The 20,226-nt window shown below is 47.1% G+C and carries 20 protein-coding genes; 8 read left to right on the top strand and 12 right to left on the bottom strand.

The annotated features are described in order from the left end of the window. Window positions 1–14 precede the first annotated feature (14 nt). The 3 genes from LN737_RS32750 to LN737_RS32740 all read left to right on the top strand — a co-directional run bounded on the left by LN737_RS32750 (window position 15) and on the right by LN737_RS32740 (window position 2,436). Complete coding sequence (locus LN737_RS32750; RefSeq protein ID WP_231780162.1) at window positions 15–425, top strand: RidA family protein; 411 nt, start codon at window positions 15–17, stop codon at window positions 423–425. A gap of 252 nt (window positions 426–677) precedes the next feature. Further along, window positions 678–1,532 (top strand): helix-turn-helix domain-containing protein, encoded by an 855-nt coding sequence (locus tag LN737_RS32745; RefSeq protein WP_231780161.1) that lies wholly within the window; start codon window positions 678–680, stop codon window positions 1,530–1,532. 73 nt (window positions 1,533–1,605) lie between these two features. After that, window positions 1,606–2,436 carry an NAD(P)-dependent oxidoreductase gene (locus LN737_RS32740; RefSeq protein ID WP_231780160.1) on the top strand — a complete coding sequence of 277 codons (831 nt, stop codon included), beginning with the start codon at window positions 1,606–1,608 and terminating at the stop codon, window positions 2,434–2,436. A gap of 416 nt (window positions 2,437–2,852) precedes the next feature. Here the strand turns inward: LN737_RS32740 and LN737_RS32735 are convergent, their stop codons facing one another. Continuing rightward, complete coding sequence (locus LN737_RS32735) at window positions 2,853–3,239, bottom strand: hypothetical protein (RefSeq protein WP_405520740.1); 387 nt, start codon at window positions 3,237–3,239, stop codon at window positions 2,853–2,855. 98 nt (window positions 3,240–3,337) lie between these two features. Then, window positions 3,338–3,544 (bottom strand): hypothetical protein, encoded by a 207-nt coding sequence (locus LN737_RS32730; RefSeq protein WP_231780158.1) that lies wholly within the window; start codon window positions 3,542–3,544, stop codon window positions 3,338–3,340. Between the two features lie 722 nt (window positions 3,545–4,266). On the opposite strand from LN737_RS32730, the gene LN737_RS32725 reads away from it, so the two are divergent. Together LN737_RS32725 and LN737_RS32720 are read left to right on the top strand one after the other, a co-directional pair. Beyond that, a complete protein-coding gene (locus LN737_RS32725; protein WP_231780157.1) occupies window positions 4,267–4,497 on the top strand; it encodes a hypothetical protein in 231 nt (76 codons plus the stop codon). Next, complete coding sequence (locus LN737_RS32720) at window positions 4,494–4,889, top strand: hypothetical protein (protein ID WP_231780156.1); 396 nt, start codon at window positions 4,494–4,496, stop codon at window positions 4,887–4,889. Before LN737_RS32725 ends, LN737_RS32720 begins: the two co-directional genes overlap by 4 nt. 270 nt (window positions 4,890–5,159) lie before the next feature. Here LN737_RS32720 and LN737_RS32715 read toward each other — a convergent pair whose 3' ends face one another. From LN737_RS32715 to LN737_RS32685, 7 genes are all read right to left on the bottom strand, one after another. After that, entirely contained in the window at window positions 5,160–5,735 is a 576-nt protein-coding gene (locus LN737_RS32715) for an FISUMP domain-containing protein (RefSeq protein ID WP_405520737.1), read from the bottom strand. Window positions 5,736–6,164: 429 nt separating this feature from the next. Further along, window positions 6,165–8,216, bottom strand: coding sequence for a glycoside hydrolase family 3 N-terminal domain-containing protein (locus LN737_RS32710; RefSeq protein ID WP_231780154.1), 2,052 nt, complete (start codon window positions 8,214–8,216; stop codon window positions 6,165–6,167). Window positions 8,217–9,390: 1,174 nt separating this feature from the next. Next, a complete protein-coding gene (locus LN737_RS32705; protein ID WP_231780153.1) occupies window positions 9,391–9,708 on the bottom strand; it encodes a nuclear transport factor 2 family protein in 318 nt (105 codons plus the stop codon). Window positions 9,709–10,182: 474 nt separating this feature from the next. Next, complete coding sequence (locus LN737_RS32700; protein ID WP_231780152.1) at window positions 10,183–11,094, bottom strand: AraC family transcriptional regulator; 912 nt, start codon at window positions 11,092–11,094, stop codon at window positions 10,183–10,185. Between the two features lie 126 nt (window positions 11,095–11,220). Next, a complete protein-coding gene (locus LN737_RS32695; protein WP_231780151.1) occupies window positions 11,221–12,036 on the bottom strand; it encodes an SDR family oxidoreductase in 816 nt (271 codons plus the stop codon). A 131-nt stretch (window positions 12,037–12,167) separates the two neighbouring features. Then, window positions 12,168–13,562, bottom strand: coding sequence for an MFS transporter (locus LN737_RS32690; RefSeq protein WP_405520734.1), 1,395 nt, complete (start codon window positions 13,560–13,562; stop codon window positions 12,168–12,170). 64 nt (window positions 13,563–13,626) lie between these two features. Beyond that, on the bottom strand, window positions 13,627–14,190 hold the full coding sequence (locus LN737_RS32685) for a TetR/AcrR family transcriptional regulator (RefSeq protein WP_231780149.1): 564 nt from the start codon (window positions 14,188–14,190) through the stop codon (window positions 13,627–13,629). A 400-nt stretch (window positions 14,191–14,590) separates the two neighbouring features. Between LN737_RS32685 and LN737_RS32680 the strand changes: the two genes are divergently transcribed. Both LN737_RS32680 and LN737_RS32675 read left to right on the top strand, forming a co-directional pair. Beyond that, complete coding sequence (locus LN737_RS32680; RefSeq protein ID WP_231780148.1) at window positions 14,591–15,025, top strand: hypothetical protein; 435 nt, start codon at window positions 14,591–14,593, stop codon at window positions 15,023–15,025. A gap of 208 nt (window positions 15,026–15,233) precedes the next feature. Then, on the top strand, window positions 15,234–16,328 hold the full coding sequence (locus tag LN737_RS32675) for a serine hydrolase (protein ID WP_405520732.1): 1,095 nt from the start codon (window positions 15,234–15,236) through the stop codon (window positions 16,326–16,328). Window positions 16,329–16,520: 192 nt separating this feature from the next. Here LN737_RS32675 and LN737_RS32670 read toward each other — a convergent pair whose 3' ends face one another. Both LN737_RS32670 and LN737_RS32665 read right to left on the bottom strand, forming a co-directional pair. Then, window positions 16,521–17,555 carry a two-component regulator propeller domain-containing protein gene (locus tag LN737_RS32670; RefSeq protein ID WP_231780146.1) on the bottom strand — a complete coding sequence of 345 codons (1,035 nt, stop codon included), beginning with the start codon at window positions 17,553–17,555 and terminating at the stop codon, window positions 16,521–16,523. A 297-nt stretch (window positions 17,556–17,852) separates the two neighbouring features. Further along, on the bottom strand, window positions 17,853–18,416 hold the full coding sequence (locus tag LN737_RS32665) for a GAF domain-containing protein (protein WP_231780145.1): 564 nt from the start codon (window positions 18,414–18,416) through the stop codon (window positions 17,853–17,855). A 347-nt stretch (window positions 18,417–18,763) separates the two neighbouring features. Between LN737_RS32665 and LN737_RS32660 the strand changes: the two genes are divergently transcribed. Beyond that, a complete protein-coding gene (locus LN737_RS32660; RefSeq protein WP_405520907.1) occupies window positions 18,764–19,054 on the top strand; it encodes a prolyl oligopeptidase family serine peptidase in 291 nt (96 codons plus the stop codon). A 573-nt stretch (window positions 19,055–19,627) separates the two neighbouring features. On the opposite strand, the gene LN737_RS32655 is transcribed toward LN737_RS32660, so the two are convergent. After that, the gene (locus LN737_RS32655; protein WP_405520904.1) at window positions 19,628–20,224 is read right to left on the bottom strand and encodes a TetR/AcrR family transcriptional regulator; all 597 of its coding nucleotides are present in this window, start codon (window positions 20,222–20,224) and stop codon (window positions 19,628–19,630) included. Between the last annotated feature and the right edge of the window lie 2 nt (window positions 20,225–20,226).

The raw sequence follows: 20,226 nt of genomic DNA, 5'->3' as shown, positions 1-20,226 counted from the left end.
AGCATTGACTGACTATGGAGAAGCACTTTCTTAACCCACTGGAGCTACCTAACTGGGAACAGTCCTTTTCGCAGATTGTCACCGTCAGTAGCGGTTCCTCCAAAACAATTTATCTTTCTGGTCAAGTGGCGATGGATCAGCATAACCGACTTATTGGGGAGAGTGATCTTTTTAGTCAAGCCATTCAAGCCTTTCAGAATCTGGAAAAAGCGCTGGTTTCCGTAGGGGCAACAACCCAGGATGTCGTCAAACTCACCATCTATGTCAAGGATTATCAATCAACCGATGCCAATCGTGTCAGTGAAGCCTTCAGGAATGCGTTCCCACATAAAAACCTTCCAGCCAGCACCTGGCTGGGTGTGCAGTCGTTAGCGCTGGAGGGATTATTAATCGAGATCGACGCGATTGCCGTGATGGAGGTTTAACCTTTCATGACTATCAAGCGGGTGTTTTCTGAAACGGTCCCAAATGAGACGAAGGAGGGTTCATGTTACCACACCGTAAATATGGCGTTTCACGATACGGTAATGCTTCAATATTAATCTACTAGGTGAGATACTTATTTGTATTTTGTGTTGTTGAAGGTAAATTTTACATCCTACTATGTAAAGTACTGGTTGCCTTTACCAAGTTAAAAAAATAGGTTTTGATTTAGTATTGTTCGGCAGTCAATAAGTATGCCCAGTTCCAATTCGTTACCAGAAGATTTCAGCCAGAATAACCAACTGCCTATTCGGATCGTTTCTCCGAATTTTGGTCATGTCTCTCCAAAGGCTAGAGAAAACTATGGTCCTACCCACCGCTTACGGTACTACTTCTTGCTGTTTGTACTGGAGGGCTCTACGCATTATGGTATTGATGGGGAAACAATCGAGGTTGGGAAGTATGAGTTACTGTTCGCCTTGCCCCACCAGATTCAACAGGTAGCCTTCGCCCTACACGAAACTAATTATTATAAATTGGGCTTTGACGACGAATGCCTGTCCCGATTACCCAGACAATATCCCTTCCTGCTGAATCCACTCAATCAGCAAAAAATAAGGTTTTCCCCTACGGCGGCTAGTAGACTTCAAGCGATCTTTGCCATGCTTCAAGGTTTATTAACGGCTTCAGATACAGATCCTGAACTCATCTTAGCTCATCTCTATAGCCTCCTTACTGAAATCAACGCGGCTTATTTTGCCGGGAAGCGAAAGCCAGCTGATGACCGACTTGCCAAATATATCGGCTTCAAAGTATTTGTCGAAAACAACTTGACCCATCACCCGGCCATCAAGGATATTGCCCAAGAGCTTGCCCTCAGTACGGATAGTTTGTATCAGCTCGTTAAACAGTATTCGGGACTCTCACCCAAAGAATTTGTGACCAATCGACTGATCCTGGAAGCCAGACGCCGACTATACTATGGCGAGCGGTCTTCGGTCAAAGAACTAGCGTTTGAACTCGGTTTCAATGATCCTGATTACTTTTCCCGCTTGTTTAAAAAAGCAACGGGTAAAACGGTTGCCGAGTTTTTTCAGGATTTGTCCTGAACCCATCGGCTTTCATCCAGCTTTGTTCACGGGGCTCTAGCGATCTTTGTTCCTATCATAAATAATATAGGATATGGACAGACAAGTAGGTAAACTATTAATAACCGGTGTGACCGGTTTGGTTGGGGAGCGCCTGCTTCGGCGTCTAGTGGATGCAGGCATGGACTGCCGTGCGCTGGTACGAGCCGGAAAGAGTGTTCCGTCTGATGTGACTGTAATAGAAGGCGACCTATTCGATTTTACATCGCTCACCGAGGCCGTGAAGGATGTGTCCGCCATTATTCATCTGGCAGCCGTGTTTCGCACGCCAGACACCGAGCTGATTTGGAAGAGCAATCTGGAAGGGACGCGCAATCTGATCAGCGTGGTAAAAGCCCATGCGCCCAACGCACGATTTATTTTAGCTAGTACGACCAACGTATACAACGCCCATAATCCTCATCCCGGCCGGGAAGATGACGATGTGGCCCCCCAACAAGCCTACCCTGCTAGTAAGGTAGCAGCTGAGCAGGAACTGAGGGAAAGTGGTCTGAATTGGATAGTCTTGCGGTTTCCCTTTGTTTACGGTGACGGAGACAGGCATTTGGAAGCGTTACCGAAGTATGCGAAGGCTGGCAACTGGCACCCCGCCATGCGGATGAGTACCATCCACCACCGCGACATCGCAACGGCAATGCATTTGGCCTTGCTGGGTGCGATGGATGAACGCATTGTCAATATTGCCGATGAAGCCCCCACCTCGATTTACGAATTAGCCCAATTAGTTGGTGAGCCATTAGACTCCTCCTGTGAGCCGCTGGTAAATCCTTGGTACCTGCTTAGCGATAGTACGCTGGCTCGTCGTCTGGGTTTCCAACCTACTGTCCGGACAGTGTATCAGGCTGTACAGGAGGATATAATGTAATTTAGCGCTAATAAGCGGTTTTGAGAGAAAAAGCAGCGCCAAAATAAGTATAAGCAAACTCTGTTTTTCTCTTAAAACCCTCCTTAAATAAGGCGTAGTAGTTGCACAACTGATTTACTCCTAAACTAATGACTAAGAAATTAATCGTCCTCTCAAGTCGGTCGTTTAGGATCAAGAAATAGGATAATAAACAGACATTTGTTCGAGGCTAGTGGATCGATGTCAATTGTAAAAACATTCGTAAAAATCGTAGACTATGGATAAGTTAGGTTGAAAGGATCTCCTTTAGTAAATTACCCTACTTCGCTAAAAACGAGCGAACTGCTTTTTGTATCGTAGCCGATTCACAGCTAATTACCATATGCCCACAAGGGCTATTGAGTTTCACTAAGGATACCCCTAAAAACTGGGCCAGTTCAATAGATCTCTGGGGTAACCATATGGTCTTGAACGCCGACGATGACCAGTAATTGGGCTTTGATCATCGATCGTAACTCCGCCATCGTTTTGCCTCGGTAAATATCCATCCTAATCATAGCCCGCAGTTGAGAGGCCCAATCATACGGATTTCGTTTCCCATAGCTGTCTTCCTGTTCTTGATTGAAATCCGGCTCAGCCTCCGATTTTAGGTGTTCCTGAAAATAAACGGGCGTTGTTTTGACTAACTCATGGAGCCTACCCACCGTTCGTATAGCTTGAGCAGAGAAGTTTCCGCCCTCTAAAATGCGCAGTTGCGTACCCCACTGTACTAGATCATAACTTCCTTGTTTAGGCGTGCCGATAATGGGGATTACTTTATCCATAAAATCGGGATAAGTTACTAACCACTCGAAACATTGCATCCCCCCCATTGAAATGCCAATTATGGCCTGTAAATGCGATAACTCTAGCGATTTAGGAACTAGTGTAATTCACTGCGAACCATATCCCGGATGCTGAATTGTGGAAATAGGGCTTCTGCTTGAGTTGGACTATTGGAAGGTGAGGAGGAAATACCATCCCCCAACGCATCAACGACAATGGCAAAATACTGTGTACTATCGGCTATGCCCCCCGGGTTAGTGACAAAGGATCCGTTGGCCGAAGTGCCCCCAAACCAGGTTGGCACCAGAATGGCGTTTGAGCGAGTCGCATTTAGCTTTCCAAAGGTTCGATAGCCTATTCGACATCCCCGAATCAGTTGACCATTCTCTAGTTGAAAATCACCAATATCAGCAAAGCGTTACTGAGCCGTCAGTTGATTGGTAAGTAAACACAAGTGGAGGAGAATAGGCATCCACTTCCACCAACAAGCCCGCCCATTGATCGGCAACTGCTCATGATATGGGATCATTTTAGAAACGTTCTTTCCCATAGCATAGTCTTGCCAAGAGCTATTGATTCAACCATTGGCGATCAAATCTGGAAAATAATCTCGAAAAGTTAACATTTTCTGCGGCAAGCCATTGAATAGCCCAAATTGGCATCCCATTGGGTCATTTGGAACCTGCGTTATGTTAGTCAACACTTTACCTACCCATTGACGGTTTCCCGATTTGCGTTTTCTCACTAAAACGCTACCCGAAGTGAGATGAGTGGCGTTCTACATTTCAGGGGCTGCTCTCAAAACCAGCAACCGGGTAATTAATACTCCCATAGAAGCCCGTTTTATAAATCAACCGCTTCCTTCGCGTTTCGACTCTGCACAGCTCAGAGCCCGCTATTGCCAGTTGATACCCTTGGTGAGTCAGTTGAAGACGATCGCCCTTGGAGTCCCCTGAGCCGGCCATTAGTTTTGTATTTGTAGTAAGCCATCACTTGCCAACCCCCAACCAACTACCCACAACACCGATGAACACGTTTCCCGTAAGCAACCGCCCCCTGGGCACCCTGGGCTTTTTGGGCGCTCATTACATGGTTCTGGCGCCCCTACTGCCCATGCGGTTTCCGGCCCTAGCCCAGTCGGCCTTTGATGGCCTGCTGGAGCTGGCCTTCATGCTGAGCTGGATGGGACGCCTACTGGGCCTCATTCGCAGTGCGCGTCTTAAACAAAATAAATCAATACCAACTTCCGCAATATGAAACGTATCGTCTTCACCTTATTTATGCTTAGTCTGCTGACCAGGCAAGGGTTTAGCCAGTCTAGCAAGAGCGAGATTGGCACCCGGCTACAAACGCTATTAGAGCAGGCTTCCCCCAACAAATCCGTAGGGGTCCATGTGCTTGAGAAGGAATCGTCTCTTCAAATCAGTGACCATGTTATCCCCCTAGCTGAAACGACCTTCATTCGGTGTGAAAAACAGAACGGGAAGTATGCGGTTAAATTTTTTCTACAAGCTGGCACGGCGATTACCCGAACCGAGGACCCCACTTTTCGGCGTGCTTACTGGTCGCTTGACCTAGCTACTAAGCAGTCCTGTCAAGAGTTCATGGCTTTGTTCAATCAACTACGAACAGAGGTAAAGAAGGGATAATTGGTTTCCACCTTCAAACCAGTACATCAAAGGGATATTTGGTGTACTGGTTTGAAGGTGCTTTTTAAGGGGCGTATGCGACGGATTGAATTGGAGAGAAATTAAAGTGTCTCGCAAAAACGCTCCTGAATGAGACGAAGAAACGTTCATGAATAAGCGCCCGTATTAGACGACGAAGTATTCATGTATCTGCTCATTAATTCGGGCGTTTGAAGAGACAGTTTACACATTAGTTCTGACCCTATATATCCTAAACGTTCACTAGATAAATCAATCTCGGACCAGACGAACCGAGAGTCCACTAGTGACATCGGCATCGAAACGGAACGCTTTTTTTAAATTTTGTTTATTGCTACTAGGCGGACCACCATAGTGAAAGTTCCATTCCCAAGCTTTACCAACCGAATTAGCTGGTGAGGACGTCCAAAAGAAACCGAGAACACCTTGGAGATTATAACCATCAGGTTTTCGCAAACCTCCTGCAGGCGCATTGAACCCACTGCTATTCGTGCCGTTACCGTCTTCTTTCCAGCCTTTGACGCTTTTTAGCGCTTCACCGGCCTTGTCAGTTCCGCCAAATTGATTCACCAGCAGAGCCCATTCGCTATCTGTTGGTAAATGCCAACCGCTGGGACAGGCTTTTTTCGCTGCCGCCCACGTGTAAAGCAAGCCCAGCTCGTTTCGATTAGTCTCATTGTCATCATACGCATAGCTACCGTCAACTTTGTAGTTCAGGTTTTGGGCCATCCAGGTGATGGTTTTGCCGGTCAACGTATCTTTAAAGCTGGTCGTTTTATACGTTTGCCCATCTCGCGAGTCGGTAAAGGAGCCGGTGGATTGGGCCATTGCTGGCTGAGTAAAAAACATGGAAGCCAGTAGGGTAAGGATGTGGTGTTTCCTCATATTTGATCGGTTCGTATTAAACGTGTTGTTAAGACTCCCCCACAGGCAGTGTGAAACAAAACCATCAATTAAGCACAAACATGCAGGAATTTAGTAATTTATCTTTTCTTCGAGGCTTTCAACTATTGCGCTGGGCCGCCACTGCGGTGTGCCGCAAACCCATTAGTTTTTGTAGTGAGCTTTGGTTAATGGTCTGTTAATGAATGTTAACGAAATGTAAAAGTAGCTTTTCATGACTACTTAGGATTTTTGCCCCTACTTAGTTGGACATATTCAACAAAAATGTTGCCTATATAACTTTCTCACAAAAATGCTCTTTTTGGTTAATTCATAGGCCGGGATGAAAAATTGGAACTAGCTTTATGGGTAGCCTCAAGGCTGGCTATAGTTTAGCCCATAGCCAAATTTGAAAAGAGTATACCCTTGGGGCTCTTTGGAGCCGGGCACGTCCGACTTGTTGCCAAGAACCACCTGCTCGGAAGACGGAATCGTGAACGGTAGTTTACCCGTTGGATTAAATGCCCCACGGACAATATCCAAAAGCGCATCCGCCGTTGTGCCGAACGTAGCTAAGAGGGTTTGGGTGCCACGGCTGTTGAGTTCGTTGATGACCCAGGGACTCGAAAAGTTGATGGCGACAATCGTGGGTTTACTGGTTATTAGCTCATTGACATGCTCCACATTGATTCGGTTTTTTGACAGACTCAGCGCTATGGGCTTGTCGGCGGACGCAAATAAACCACCTGCACTGGGCATGAGCCAGACTAGGATTACATCAGCCTCTTCTTTGCTGGACACAAACGCTAAGTCACTCCTCGATTGGCCCGGTTTATAAACTGTTATTGGATTTCCACCCCGACCATTATCATAATAGGTCTCAAAATATACTTTTGTTTTAGGCCGTAACGGGAGTAGTTTCGCCGAATTGTCCAATAGCACAACGGATTTCCGCTGGGCTACATCCGCTTTCTGCTGGAAGGGCGCGCTGCCTACCAACTGTTGCGCCTTATCGACATCGACGTATGGATTCTCAAATAGACCAAGTACGAACTTTTCCTTCAGCAGACGCCCAACCGATTCATTGATACGGGCTTCGGATACTTTCCCCTGTTGTACGGTTTCGAGTAAGATCATCGGGTCGGCGGTTCCCGAGAACAGGTCAACACCAGCCTCCAGGGCCTTTTGGTAGCGTTGGTGAAGGGTCAGGTTTTCCACGCCCCAGGGCATCATTTCTATCGGGCCCGTATCGGAGTTAACAATCCCTTGAAAGCCTAACTGTTTCCGTAATAAATTCTGAATGATGGCTTTATTGTAGGAGAAGCCGACCTCTTCAAACTCTTTCCCTTTGGGACTCGAATAATAGGGCATGATGGCCGAGGTACCGGCTGCAATGGCGGCCTTGAAAGGCTTGAGATGGTAGTCGAACATACCGCCGGGATAGTGGGCATATTTCCCCCAGTCAAAATGCGAGTCAAGACCGTTCTCCTGAGGGCCTCCTCCTGGAAAATGCTTCGTTGTCATGGCCACCGATGATTTCCCTAGTTGAGTACCCTGAAAGCCCAGGATGATTTCCCGGATCATACTAGATACCCAATCGGCATCTTCGCCAAAGGTCCCTTCGATCCGTTGCCAGCGAGGTTCCGTCGCCAGGTCAGCCATATACATATATCCTTTACGCAAACCGACTGCCGTCCATTCCTGACGGGCCATGTCGGCAAATTCGCGGGTAAGTTGAAGGTCGTGCATGGCTGACAGACCTAATTCACCCGGCCATTTTGAAAACGCCGTTGTGCCGACACTCAGGCCTGCAGCGGCATCAAGGGTAATATGGTTACGAGGATTGGAGGCAACAATAGCGGGGATGCCCAGGCGAGTTGTCTCACAAAGCGTTTGCAGGTTATTGGCCCATTCGGCTATGGTGCGGGCTGGTGGATTGGCCCGCAGGATGAAGTGCCGCAGGTGAAACTGGGTTACGCCTTTGGTGGTACCGGCAGCCGACATGATGGGTTGGGTAAGCGGCTTACGGGTGAACATATTGTTTGGCTGTACCAGGTCTTCTTCATTAAAGGCACTAGTAATCTGGGCCGGGCCCCGGTCGGCTCTTGGCGCATTTTGCCCAAAAGCGTTATCTCCACTCATGCGCGTTGTGCTGATGAGCATAAAGCCAACTTTCTCCTCCAAACTCATCTGAGATAGTAGATCCTGCACGCGGGTTTCGACGGGCAGCCGCCAGTCCTCATAGCGATCTAGTTTACCATTTTTGTTGAGGTCTTTAAAGGTCAGCCCGTTCTGGGTGAGCGTCTTTACTGAGTGGGAGCCCAAAAGGGGCTGGAGTGGCTTTTGGGCCAACGTAACGCTATTAATTCCTAGCCCTACTAACAGAACAAGAGCGGATTTCAGGACAGATGTGGACAAGCAATTCATAAGAGGGGGTTGAAGTTTGCTTAGCAGTCAGCAGAGCGGGTATTCTCCTATCTAAGCTATTTCGGCTCAGCGAATCGTTGGATACTAAAAATAACATTTATATGCCTTTAGAAGGTGGTCTTTAGTTGATTTTACTTATCAACTGATTACTCTATAAACAGCTTCTCCTGCGATTAATTAAGTCGCGGTGACGTTTCATTGATAGGTATTAATCAGCCAATTATTGTTCATGTCGTACAATCTCATAAAATGCTCCAACTTGAGACGTATGGGATTCTCATGTATATAAATAGGGCGTTTGGGAAGACGATATAATTCCAACGGATTTTTGAGTTTTTGGGTCCTAATAGAAATAATTAACTCCGGAGTTACAATCCTATAATGCCCCTTGGTGAGCAGCCTTCATGATCTATCAGAAGGAAGACGCAAGTAGGCCAACATCCTTTAGGGAATAATTTTGTGAGCATACCTACAACCGATACCCCTATGATGAGCAAATTAACTACCCTAGTCTTTCTGAACCTTTGCATGCTGCAGGGTCTCAGGAGCCAACCCCTCCAGCCTTGTCCAGCCTTTAACCGACTCACAGCACAAGGGGACCTGGCGAAAGGAAAGCCTAAACTGTTTCTACCAGGCGGGATAGCACCCCTTAGGCGGGCCAACGATTCCATCATTGAAAAACAATTAGGTTTTATCTATCAAGACTTGGGTTGTGTTAGGCCAGTTGACGATCGTTGTCTGCGCGAGTACAGCCAGGTGGTCTTTGCTTACTTAGACAAACTGCATGGAAAACAGTGGCGGGCGTACGTGCGCAAAGAGGTCTTATTTCTACCTCTTTCACCTAGTCTGGCAACTAATCGGTAGTCAAACAAATGGCAGTAGCGTAACCAGGTACGAACCCTCAGCCTATTGATTTTCGGATTGCTCGTCTCAGAAGGGGTCTTACCTTGGATTAATACGCGTTCATAGTTATCAGACTTGGCGGTTACAGAATCAGTCCACCTGAAACAACGCCCCTATGGTAACGATAATGCAGGCTAAGGTGAACAAATGATCGAGGCATGCCTGCCGATCTGTTGCCACTGCCCATTTTTTTCAGCCAGATATTGGTAAACCGCCGTTTGGTGGGTTGGCCGGCCTTGGCTTCCTGCAAGTCATGTTTAGCTACAAACAACTAGTAGCCCATGGTAATGACCAAGTTCTCCTGGACCTGCATCTGTTCAATGACGCGCTCAAAGGAGCTGTAATCAATCAATCCCTGCTTTTGGTTTTTAAACACGGCTGCTCGATTGAGGGCGATGGTATTACGGGGTGTAGTGACCATAAATTCAGGCGCCCAAATTTGGGCTAGTAAATTGGTATCGGCGGTCAGAATACCATTGACCCCGATTTGCTCTAAGTCTATGATGGTTTTTTGGATGTCGGCTGTAGACTGAGCGTGAGTGACTAGAGTTGTCAGCAGAAACCCATAAAGAAGTAAGAATCTACGCATGGATGTTGGTAATTTTGAGGGGAATGCGGTTAAACTGAAACCTGGTCCTGCATTCATAGTTTTAAATATGGGTGATGGAGTAGCAGGTACTGAAATTGGCTTAGTAAACGGTAAATCAAAGGTTAACCCTGTTTTAAAAGGGCCGTTAGGTTGTTCAAGGACGACATGTCAGGCAACCTACTCCTGTATTGTAAATCTCCGATATCGCTCCTAAAACAGAGATTAAAGGTATCACTCCTTTACCTGTAGTCATTTGGTTTATAGGCATTGATGACCTTTGGACTTGAACGCATCTTCGGACTGGCGGCCCAGACACACCTGGGTGATTTTTTGATCGCCACTGCGCTGGGTGATCTGTGACGTGCTTTTGCCCGTAATAAGCAGGCCGTTTTAGTTAGCGGACGTTTCCGAGCCTGGGCCATAAAACAAGACAGCCAAGTAGAAAACCAACTCGCCCTTTTTTGATCAATGTCCTTAATTGAGGCTTCTAAATTCAACAGGGGTTTTTCCCGTTTTTTGTTTAAAGAGTTTAGTGAAATATTGGGGATAGTCAAACCCAAGGCCATAAGCGATTTCGCCAACGGATTTATCCGTACTCAATAGGATGGTCTTAGCCTCTTCAAGTAAATGAAAATGAATGTGGTCCTGGGCGTTTTTGCCGGTTTCTTTTTTCAGTAAATCGCTTAAATAACTGGCCGATAAATGGACCTGTTCGGCCAGGTACTTTACCGTTGGTAAACCCTGCTGTTTCAATCTATTTCCCTGAAAATAGCCCGTTAAGAGTTTCTCAACTTGAGCCACTACCGAGTTGTTGGATGTTTTTCGGGTAATAAACTGCCTGGCATAAAACCGAGTACAGTAATTCAGCAGCAGTTCAATCGATGAAACTAAAATAGCCTGACTGTGCAGGTCAATCGTTTCCCCTAGTTCAGCGTTAATCGTTCGGACACAGTCTAACAGGATTTGCTTTTCTTTTTCGGATAAATGAAGCGCTTCCGCTATTTCGTACGAAAAAAAACTGTACTCCTTCATCCGATCCGCCAACGAAGTCGCCCGGATTAAGTCTGGGTGAAAAAACAAGCCCCAGCCCAGCATGGTTTCGGATAACTCGATATCGTAATCCATCTCGATAACCTGATGGGGAGCCATACAGATTAAGCTGCCATCCTGGAAATCGACCACTTTTCGGCCGTACTTGATGTAATTCCGGTTATAATTCTTGAAAAGCAGGCAGTAGAAATCGGCCGAAACTTTCGTCTCTTCCATCACAGATTCGTTGAACCGGCTAAAATCGATTACAGCTACTAAGGGATGTTTAACAGGGGTATTCAAGCCAAACAGGCGGAACAGATCTGAAACTGTTTGTAAATGAATAAAATCGCTCATCGATCAAATAGGGATTCGTTTAGACAAGGGGCCTATTCAGATAAAAATCTGGGCATACCTACTGCTTTACGAACTAAACATCCTGGCGCCATTACCGCGGTAATGGCGCCAGGGTTTATCGGTACCTTACAATCCGAACCGGGATTTAATCCCTTCCATGAAGGCCATATCACCGGCTTGCTCGCGATACGAAATGAGTTGTTGCGCATCAGTTCCGGCGGTATACCTTAGCTGGTTTGAGCCATCAGTAGCGGCTTGATAAATAACGCTGGCCACCATACTGGCTGGCGATGCGCCGTCAAAGAAGGCAGACATGCCGGTTGCTATTTTTCCGACGATGGAGCCGTATTCGGTCTGCGTTTGGTCATGGCTGAAATCCAACGAGCGGCCTGCAAAATCAGTCGCAATGGCACCCGGTTCGATGATCTTTACTTTTCCGCCAAACTCTTCAACTTCATACGTTAACGCTTCCGAAATTCCCTCAATGGCAAATTTGGTACCGTGGTATAGAGTACCTAACGGCAGGGTCATTTTGCCGCCAATCGAAGAGATATTTATGATCGTCCCACTTTTATTGGCGCGAAAATGGGGAAGTAACGCCCTGGTGACGTCTAGAAGTCCGATCACATTGGTATTGAACTGGCGAATGATATTTTCCCTCGGAAATGATTCCAGCGGACCGTAGGCACCGTAGCCCGCATTGTTGAGCAGGACATCAATTTTGCCAAATTGGCGGATTGCCTGCTGGACGGCGTGTTGGATTGAACCTAAATCCAGCACATCGAGCTTGGTGACCCAGACGTTGTCCAATCCGGTTAACTCCGTTTCGTTTTGGGGTTGTCGCATGGTAGCGATGACCTGCCAGCCTTTAGCGTGAAAGAACTTAACCGTTTCTTTTCCGATGCCACTGCTTGCTCCTGTAATTAGAATTGTCTGATTCATTTTCTTACGGTTAGTTGATGAAGCAAAGGTCTACTGTACAGGAGCGTAGAATTTAAGACAAATTCTGGAAAGTTGTATTCTTTTTACGGTTTGGATGTCTATCCGGTACTGGTAAGTACTGACGATCTTAGTTACTCGGCGGACCAAAACGGGTCTTCAATGGTTGTCGGCTCTGCGACTAAACCAGCGTTCTGCGGCTGAGGTTGCGTTGTTGTTTTTCCTTCCGGGAGGAAGTACAACATAACCCCGACCAACGCGGTGCAAACCAGTAAGCCCAGTACCCCCGCCCGGTACGCCGTTTGCCAACCGTATTGGGCGTAATAAAAGAATATACCTCCGATGATACTGACCCCCAGCGCTGATGCGGTTTGCTGAAAGGTTGAATAGATCCCGGCGGCTGCCCCCGCGTATTGAGTCGGTACGTTTTTAAGTGCCAGATTCAACAGGGACGGCAGGACCAGCCCATTGCCAAGCCCCCAGATGCCCATTAAACCGATAATCAACCCCGGACGTATGCCCGGCTTCCAAAGTTGCATCTGCAGATAAAAGGCAATGGCTAACAGCACAACCCCAAATTGTAAAACGCGCTTGCCAAACCGGACGATTAGCTTAGAGGCAACCAGCGACGAAAGGATGAACAGGATGCCTGGAAAGACAAAATATAATCCACAGTGCAAGGCCGAGACACCCAGACCGTTTTGAAGATAGACTGCACTGAGCAGCAGATAGGCGGTATGCAACATGAAATGAAATAGGACTGCCCCTAATCCAATGTTGAAATCTTTAATGGCAAACAGCCGTACATCGATCAAGGGGCTCTCCCCTTTAGCCAGCTTCTTTTTCTGATCGCGGATGAACAAAGCGAAAATGCCAAGTGACAAGGCAAGGATGGCAAAACTCCATAGGGGCCAGCCTGCTTCGCGGCCCTGAATCAAGGGGTAAATCAGACAAAACAGGGCTGCTGTCAGAATTCCTATGCCCATATAGTCAAATGTTGAGCCTTGAGGACTCCTGGTTTCCGTCACATACGCGTGCGTCGCCCATAGGGTCAATAGGCCGATTGGCAGGTTGATAAAGAACATCAGCCGCCAGCCTTCAATGGCCCAGTGCGTGTCGGACAGATAGCCTCCTAATACTTGTCCGATAACCGCAGCGGTGCCCAGCGTAATGCCAAACAGACCAAATGCTTTTGCCCGCTCTTTGGGGTCGGTGAAAAGCACCTGTATGAAGGCAATTGTCTGTGGTACCATAAAGGAGGCACTCAGCCCCTGAAAGAATCGGGTTACATTAAGCTGCAAAGCCGAAGTTGATAAACCACAAAAACAGGAAGCCAGGGTGAAGGCAAACATCCCCCAGAAGAAAACCCGTTTCCGGCCATACTGGTCACCCGCTCTTCCTCCGGTGATCAGGAAAGCTGCGTAGCCCAGCAAATAGCCCGATATGACAAGCTGTATTTGGGCATCGGTTGTCTGTAGTCCTTTTTTAATGGTAGGTATGCCTATATTAATGATGAATACATCAATCACGGACAGTAAGGGCGCTGATAGGACTATGATCAGCTCTAGCCATTTGTTTTTCACCGGGTTCATCTTAGATCAGTTTTTGAATGATTTTTCGGGCCGATTGTATATCGGCGGCTCGTTTAAATACGGAAGCGGCAGTGATGGCCCCTTCCAGGGTGAGGAAGATCAGCTCAGCCAGTTCCCCGTCGGTCAATAGCTGTTGGTGGCCCGAGTTTGCTACCAGCCTTTTGATGAAGTCTTTGCTATGCTGCTTGGTTCGCTGTATTTCCGACAGCACCCGGGGATCGCTCGTACCTGCTTCATCATTTGCCTTTATAAAGGGGCATCCCCCAAATTGCCGGATTTGCTGCCGGTTCAGATGATGGTCAAATAGTACCAATAGCTTGTCTTTGGGATCGGCTACCTGCTTGACCGCCGACTCAAGGCGATTAAACCAGCGGTCATGGGTACGTTGAATGTAAGCAACTAATAGGTCGGCCTTTGTGCCAAAATGGTTGTACAAAGACGCCTTGGCGATATCGGCTTCTTCGATGACCTGGTTAATCCCGGTATTACTATAGCCTTGCGTGTAGAAAAGCCGCTCGGCGGTATCAATTATTTTGTCGATGACCACTTGTCCCCGTTGTTTCATGGGCTAAAACTAGCCAACAAATAGACAAGTCTGTCTATTTGTTATAAATTATTTTTCCCTGGGCAAACGGATGCTTTTGTCGGCTTACCCCTTATAATCGGCCATGGTGAGGGAGCAAATGTAGTTACCCATTTTTGAACCCAATCGATGAGAGAAGTATTGTCTGTGTACAGGTATCAACCAGCTTGTACACAAAAAAGAGATGGATAAAGCCAAAGAAGAGAGGAAGATAAGTAGTCACTAATTATATGTCTCAACAAATGCTCCCAAATGAGACAAAAGAAAACGGAAATTGTTTGGACTGTGGATTAATTACGCAAAATACTGGCAGATACTTTTGTATAGGTATGCAACCAACTGATTACTGGCTGCATCTCCTCAAAAAACAATAGTAAAGACCATGACTAGTCCATTAAACCTATACTTATCAGTACTCCTTTGCGTTACATTTTTGGCCGCTATTGGCTCAAATTCGCTTGCCCAAAGCGGAGTTAACGGAGGTAAACCCATTATTACCTATAATACGTATGGGCCTTTGCCTATCATTAAAACACAGACTCCACCTTCTTTCCCAGGAGGAGAAGATAAACTAAACGCCTTTGTGCTTGATCAGATTGAAGAAGCCGAAAACCCGATTAAAATAGGGCGGAAAACTTGGCTGACAGCTACCCTTGATGGAACAGGTAAAGTCACTGGGTTAGTCCCATCGTATGATGCTGATCCAACCCTGAAAAAAGAAGTAGCACGAGTGGGTAGCTCGATGCCACGCTGGAATCCAGGCACCATTAATGGGCAAGGGGTAGAGACAAAGTTCCAATTCCTACTTCGGCGATAACTTGACATGTTCCTTCGGCTGCTTATTTACTTAAAACCTTGCTACTTGAGACGAAATAGGCTTCCCGCAATGCCTCAATTTTCGGGCGTTTTATAAAACGGCTAATCCATAAGTAGTTAGCCTGACATTTCATGCTTTTGCTACCTTGTTGGCACGAATAAAACAGCTTCTAACCCAATAGCAAACGATCTTTTCTACTACTACCTTAATGAAGCTTGGAATCAGATTGACTAAAGTCACATTTTGTGTTCTTCTTTGGGTGCCATTACTGGCCCAATCCAAGCTTAATCAGCTTCAGAAAGCACTACCATCTATACTGGACAGCACGGGTATACCTGGCCTGTCAATTGCTCTGATTAAAGAGGGTAAAGTAACTTGGAGTAGTGGACTAGGCATTAAAAATAAACGAACGAAAGAACCCGTTTCTACCCAAACAATCTTTCGAGGAGCCTCACTGGGCAAGCCCCTTTTTGCTTATGCCGTGCTCAAACTTAGTGAGCAAGGAAAAATTGAATTAGATGCGCCGTTGATAAGCTATGTTCCGCCTGCCTACTTAGAAACTCACTTTTTAAAAAGTCGAATGGCAGATCCCCAAATTGGGCTTATTACCGCGCGAATGGTGTTGAACCATACCAGCGGCCTACCTAACTGGCGTTCCGAGGGCAAATCCTTAACCACTATGTTCGTACCGGGCAGCCGGTACAGCTACTCAGGTGAAGGCTATTATCTGCTACAAACGGTAGTGGAATACGTGGTAAAAGAACCCGTTGAATCGTTCATGCAACGGACTGTATTCAAGCCAATGGGAATGACCCACACCAGTTATGAGTATCAAGCAGTTGACTCCCTTCAGTACGCCCGCTCTTACGATATGTCCGGTAAGCATGTTGTCGATGAGCAAGAACCGGTAAACGTAGCACACACCTTGCGAACGACGGCTGACGACTACGCCCGGTTCATTGTTGCGGTTATGATGAAACCCCAGTCGGATCAACAAACGGTAAAAGCGTTATTAAGCTCACAGGTTAAGACGGATATATGTCAGCCGGGGCAAGTGTCATGGGGCTTAAGTTTCGCTGTGCAGCACACAGCTAATGGAGACCTATTTTGTCAATGGGCCAAAAGCCCAACCGCTAGTGGCTATGTCATTGGTTCAACCGACCAACGAACAGCGTTGATTTATTTCGTCAACGTGGCTAATCAAGGGCTCCGCATTGCCGAACGACTGGTTGAATTGGGCATCAATTACAAAGATCCTCTATTTTCTTGTTTTGGGGTTCGTCCTTATAATGCTAGACGGTAACAAAGTAAAGGACTTGTTTTTTGTGAATTTGTTGGAGTTGCCATTCCCGTAAACTAGGGGTTGAATTAACCAGATATTAAACTAGTAGTCAGCTATTGAAAAGGGGAAATACTCTTTAAACGCTCCTTCGTGAGACGAAGAGAGATTTGAGTATCAATAATTCGGGCGTTTTAGGAAACAGCGATACATCTTTTAGTTAATCTCTTTCTTCTTAAAGTCGGTAATGCTCTTTCCATCATACCGATACGCCCCACCGGAGCCGAACCAAATATGGCTATTAGTAGCCTCTAAAATCCCAAAAAGCATAGTTTTCGTATCGTCAGAGTCTAATTCTACTTTGGTAACCGTGGGATTTTTGGTTGATAACGTTTCTCCATCATACCGGAAAAGTGACCAACCCCAGTTGGTTAGTGAACTCGTCCAGATGACCCCTTTTTTATCTTCGTAAACATACGCAACACCACGCTCACTGACATTGGTAAAGCGACTGCCGTCATAGCGCCAAAGACCATACAGCCCCCCCAGCCAGATAGCCCCTTTTTTATCTTCGATGATCGTACGAACATTTATAAACGGGGTTCCCTCATGAGTGAGAAGGGTAAATGTTTTTCCATCATACAGGTAGGCATGGCCCCTGGTGGCAAACCAGAATTTCCCGGTTTTATCTTCAATAATCGAATTAACATCATTATCATCCTTCAGGAAGCGTCTTTCGTCCGGTGTTAAATGTAGCCCTTCATTCATTTTATAAGTTCGAAAGGATTTCCCATCGTACCGGGTGGCTCCACCTCCCGTACCGAACCAAATAGTCCCAGCTTTATCTTCATAAATATCAAGAACCTGATCACTGGCAAGCCCCTCCTTAGTGGTAAACTGTTGAAAGGACTTGCCATCGTAATAATAAACTCCTTCGCCAACAGTACTAAACCAGAAATTCCCTTTTCGGTCTTCTAACACCGAAAAAAAATGGGCTGAACTCACTTGGCTGGTCACATTGGTAAACGATTTTCCATCATATCGATACACCCCACCAAAGGTTGCCATCCAGATGTTACCCTTTCGATCTTGCTTGAGGGTACGGGTGATATGGCTAGGTCCATAGGCTGTAGGTACCTGTTTGGATTCGGCCTTGATTGTGTCTTTTGGCAGGTCATTTTTGGTGAGTGCTTTACTGGAGGAGTAACCAGCAACCAGCAAGACGAATGCATATAGGGGTACGAACTTCATCCGTATTTCTTTTTATGGCCCAATGGCTTTAACCACTGCGGTGGCCGCCACTGCGGTGGGCCGCAAACCTAGTTGGTTTTGTATTGCCCTTTAGTTAATGGCTTGTTAATGAGTGTCAAAGAAAGATAAAGGCAGCCTTTACTTACTTTGAGTATTTTTGTCTGTGTGCAGTGTGGCCTATACAACTGTCTTGTATTAACGCTCCCCTGTAAGACGAGGTGATTTTTAAATAGCTGCTGCCTAAAGGGGGCGTTTAAATGGACATGGAACTAATAAGAAGTTGCGAGGGAAAGGGCTTTATTTGACACCTTCCAGTTCGGCATTTCGGGCTTCCAACACCTTTTTTAGGGCTTCCAACGCTTTATTTTTTCGTCGCAGTTCCAATAAGTTAACCACTTGCCTGCCTAAGATTTTAAGCGATGTAAGTTGGCGCTGAGTTAATTCTTTAGGCTCATTGTCGATGACGCATAGGGAGCCGAGAGGATAGCCATCTTCATTGACTAAAGGCACGCCAGCGTAAAAGATAACGTGGGGCTCCTCTACCACTAACGGGTTGCCAATAAAGCGTTCATCTTCCCGGGAATCAGTAACAATTAGAATTTCATAGGGATTCAGAATGCCATGGGTGCAGAAGGCAAATTCACGGGGTGTTTCTCGTATATCGAGGCCTCGGTTCGATTTGAACCATTGTCGTTTGTCGTCAATCAGACTAATGAGCGAAATAGGCGTTTGGCAGATCTCAGAAGCCAGCAAAGTCAGGTCGTCGTAATCCGCTTCAGGTAACGAGTCTAGAATGTCGTAGCTTCTTAACGCATCCACTCGATCAGATTCCTTTGGATGAGAAGGTGGGATTTGCAGCATAGCTTAAGACGTATAATATATAAACATACAAAAAATACGGCACTAGTTGCCTTTTTAAATCGCCATAATTAGTTCCTTACCCGTTGTTTCCGGCGAGGAACCACCGGAAACAACCTCGTCAAACACAAGGTTAGTATTGCCTGTTTAATAGTTAAACGCATTCAGCGTAAAGCATTAAGTGCATTTAACGCCTAATCCCCGAGCAACGGTTCTGACCGGCGATCAACGGGCCTTTGATTCCAAGAAGAAACTCATTGAGCAACTCGAATGCCCTGCGCGCGGAGAATTCGCCCAACGGCCGGGTTGGTGTAGCCGAGTTTGGCTCTGTCACCGGCTCGACCGAGTGCATGGCCCTGTACGAGATGGACGCCGTGCATCATGTGCAGGAGGGGGTAAACTACCCCGCGGTCATCTGCATGGGAGGCATGAATGACGGTCGTGTGGTCGTCTGGCAGTCGGCTAAATTTGCGGCTGCGTTGCAGAACGCCAGCATGTCGGGGAGGCCGGTGCTGATGCAGGTCAACTACAGTGACGGTCACTTGGCCTCGTCTCGCACCATGGCCAACATACTAGCCTTCGGACTTTGGCAGGCGGGGCATCCTGCGTTTCAACCAGTAGATAGCAACCAAAAAAGGTAGGTGGGCAGACAGGAAGCCTATGTTGCACTATTTAACCTATGCTGAAAGCTTGTGCACAACATTCAACCGCTTCGCAAATTGCGCATTCCGATCGCCCTGACCGGGTGGTGGGGGCGACAGGCCTCACAGCGGAGTGGGTCGGTCCGACAGATTAGGCAAGATGCTTCTGAGAGGGCAACGCCCTAGTTTGGAAAATTGGGGAATAGGGATGTATATGAGATTCCTGCCTTTGAGTCTCTTTATAACTAAGTCTCAAAATACCCTCTATTCGTGCGATCGGTGTTAACATTACGTTAAGCATACAGCCATTATAGTATTTAGTGGCACCCTACGCCGTTACGCACCACCCCGGTCCCTAGTTGCGGAACTGTACGTAGCAGCGGTTATATATCCCAGGAGCATCCTAGCGTTTGCCCGAGATTAGTCAACTGGCGACCTGCCTGCTCTTTCAGACGAAGCAGTCAGCCACACCTGCTCTTGAAAATCCAGCCCGTCAGCCCACAAAAAACCCGCTTCTTAACGAAAAAGAGAGCGGGACAAGTAACTAGGGGGAAGGGAAGTAGTGCGTGTGCACTACTGGTCGGAAACGGCTATCCGTTTCCGGGATAGGGTATTCGGATCAACGGAGATGCGTACTGGCTGATAACCCGGCTTCAGCTGACCGAAAACCTGACGAACGGACGTCTCTATCAAATCAGGTGGCGTTGCCCGCTTTTGCGAACGGCCCAGAGCTGAGTAAGTAACCCCGGCCATGAGCAATTGAAAAATACCGCTGTCCCTGGGGGCATGGCTGGCCACCTCGTCCAGGGATTGTTCCAGAAAGCCCGCCAGCCGCTGAGCCAGCAGCGTATGCTGGTTGTCAAGCTGCCAGCGCAACAGGATCTGAAACGCCCCGTCGGTCTGCAATTCCCGGTAAAAGGACTGGATATACGCTTCCCAGCGCTGAAACTCCTTGGTTCGGGCTGCCAGATCCGCTTCTTCGCTGCCCTGCTCACCTACCCGAGCCAGCATCTGCTGAAAGAGGGCTTCGATGATGCCGTTCCAACCGCCAAAATATCGGTAGACGAGCACTTTGTTCTTACCCGATCGGGTCGCAATGGCCTTCACGCCGATCTGATCGACGCCCTGAAACAAAACGGTTTCCCGAGCGGCCTGCAGGAGGAGGTTCATGG

The organism is Spirosoma sp. KNUC1025 (assembly GCF_045160025.1).
In the GTDB taxonomy this organism is placed as follows: Bacteria; Bacteroidota; Bacteroidia; order Cytophagales; family Spirosomataceae; genus Spirosoma.
This window is presented reverse-complemented; position numbering and strand designations above follow the sequence as displayed.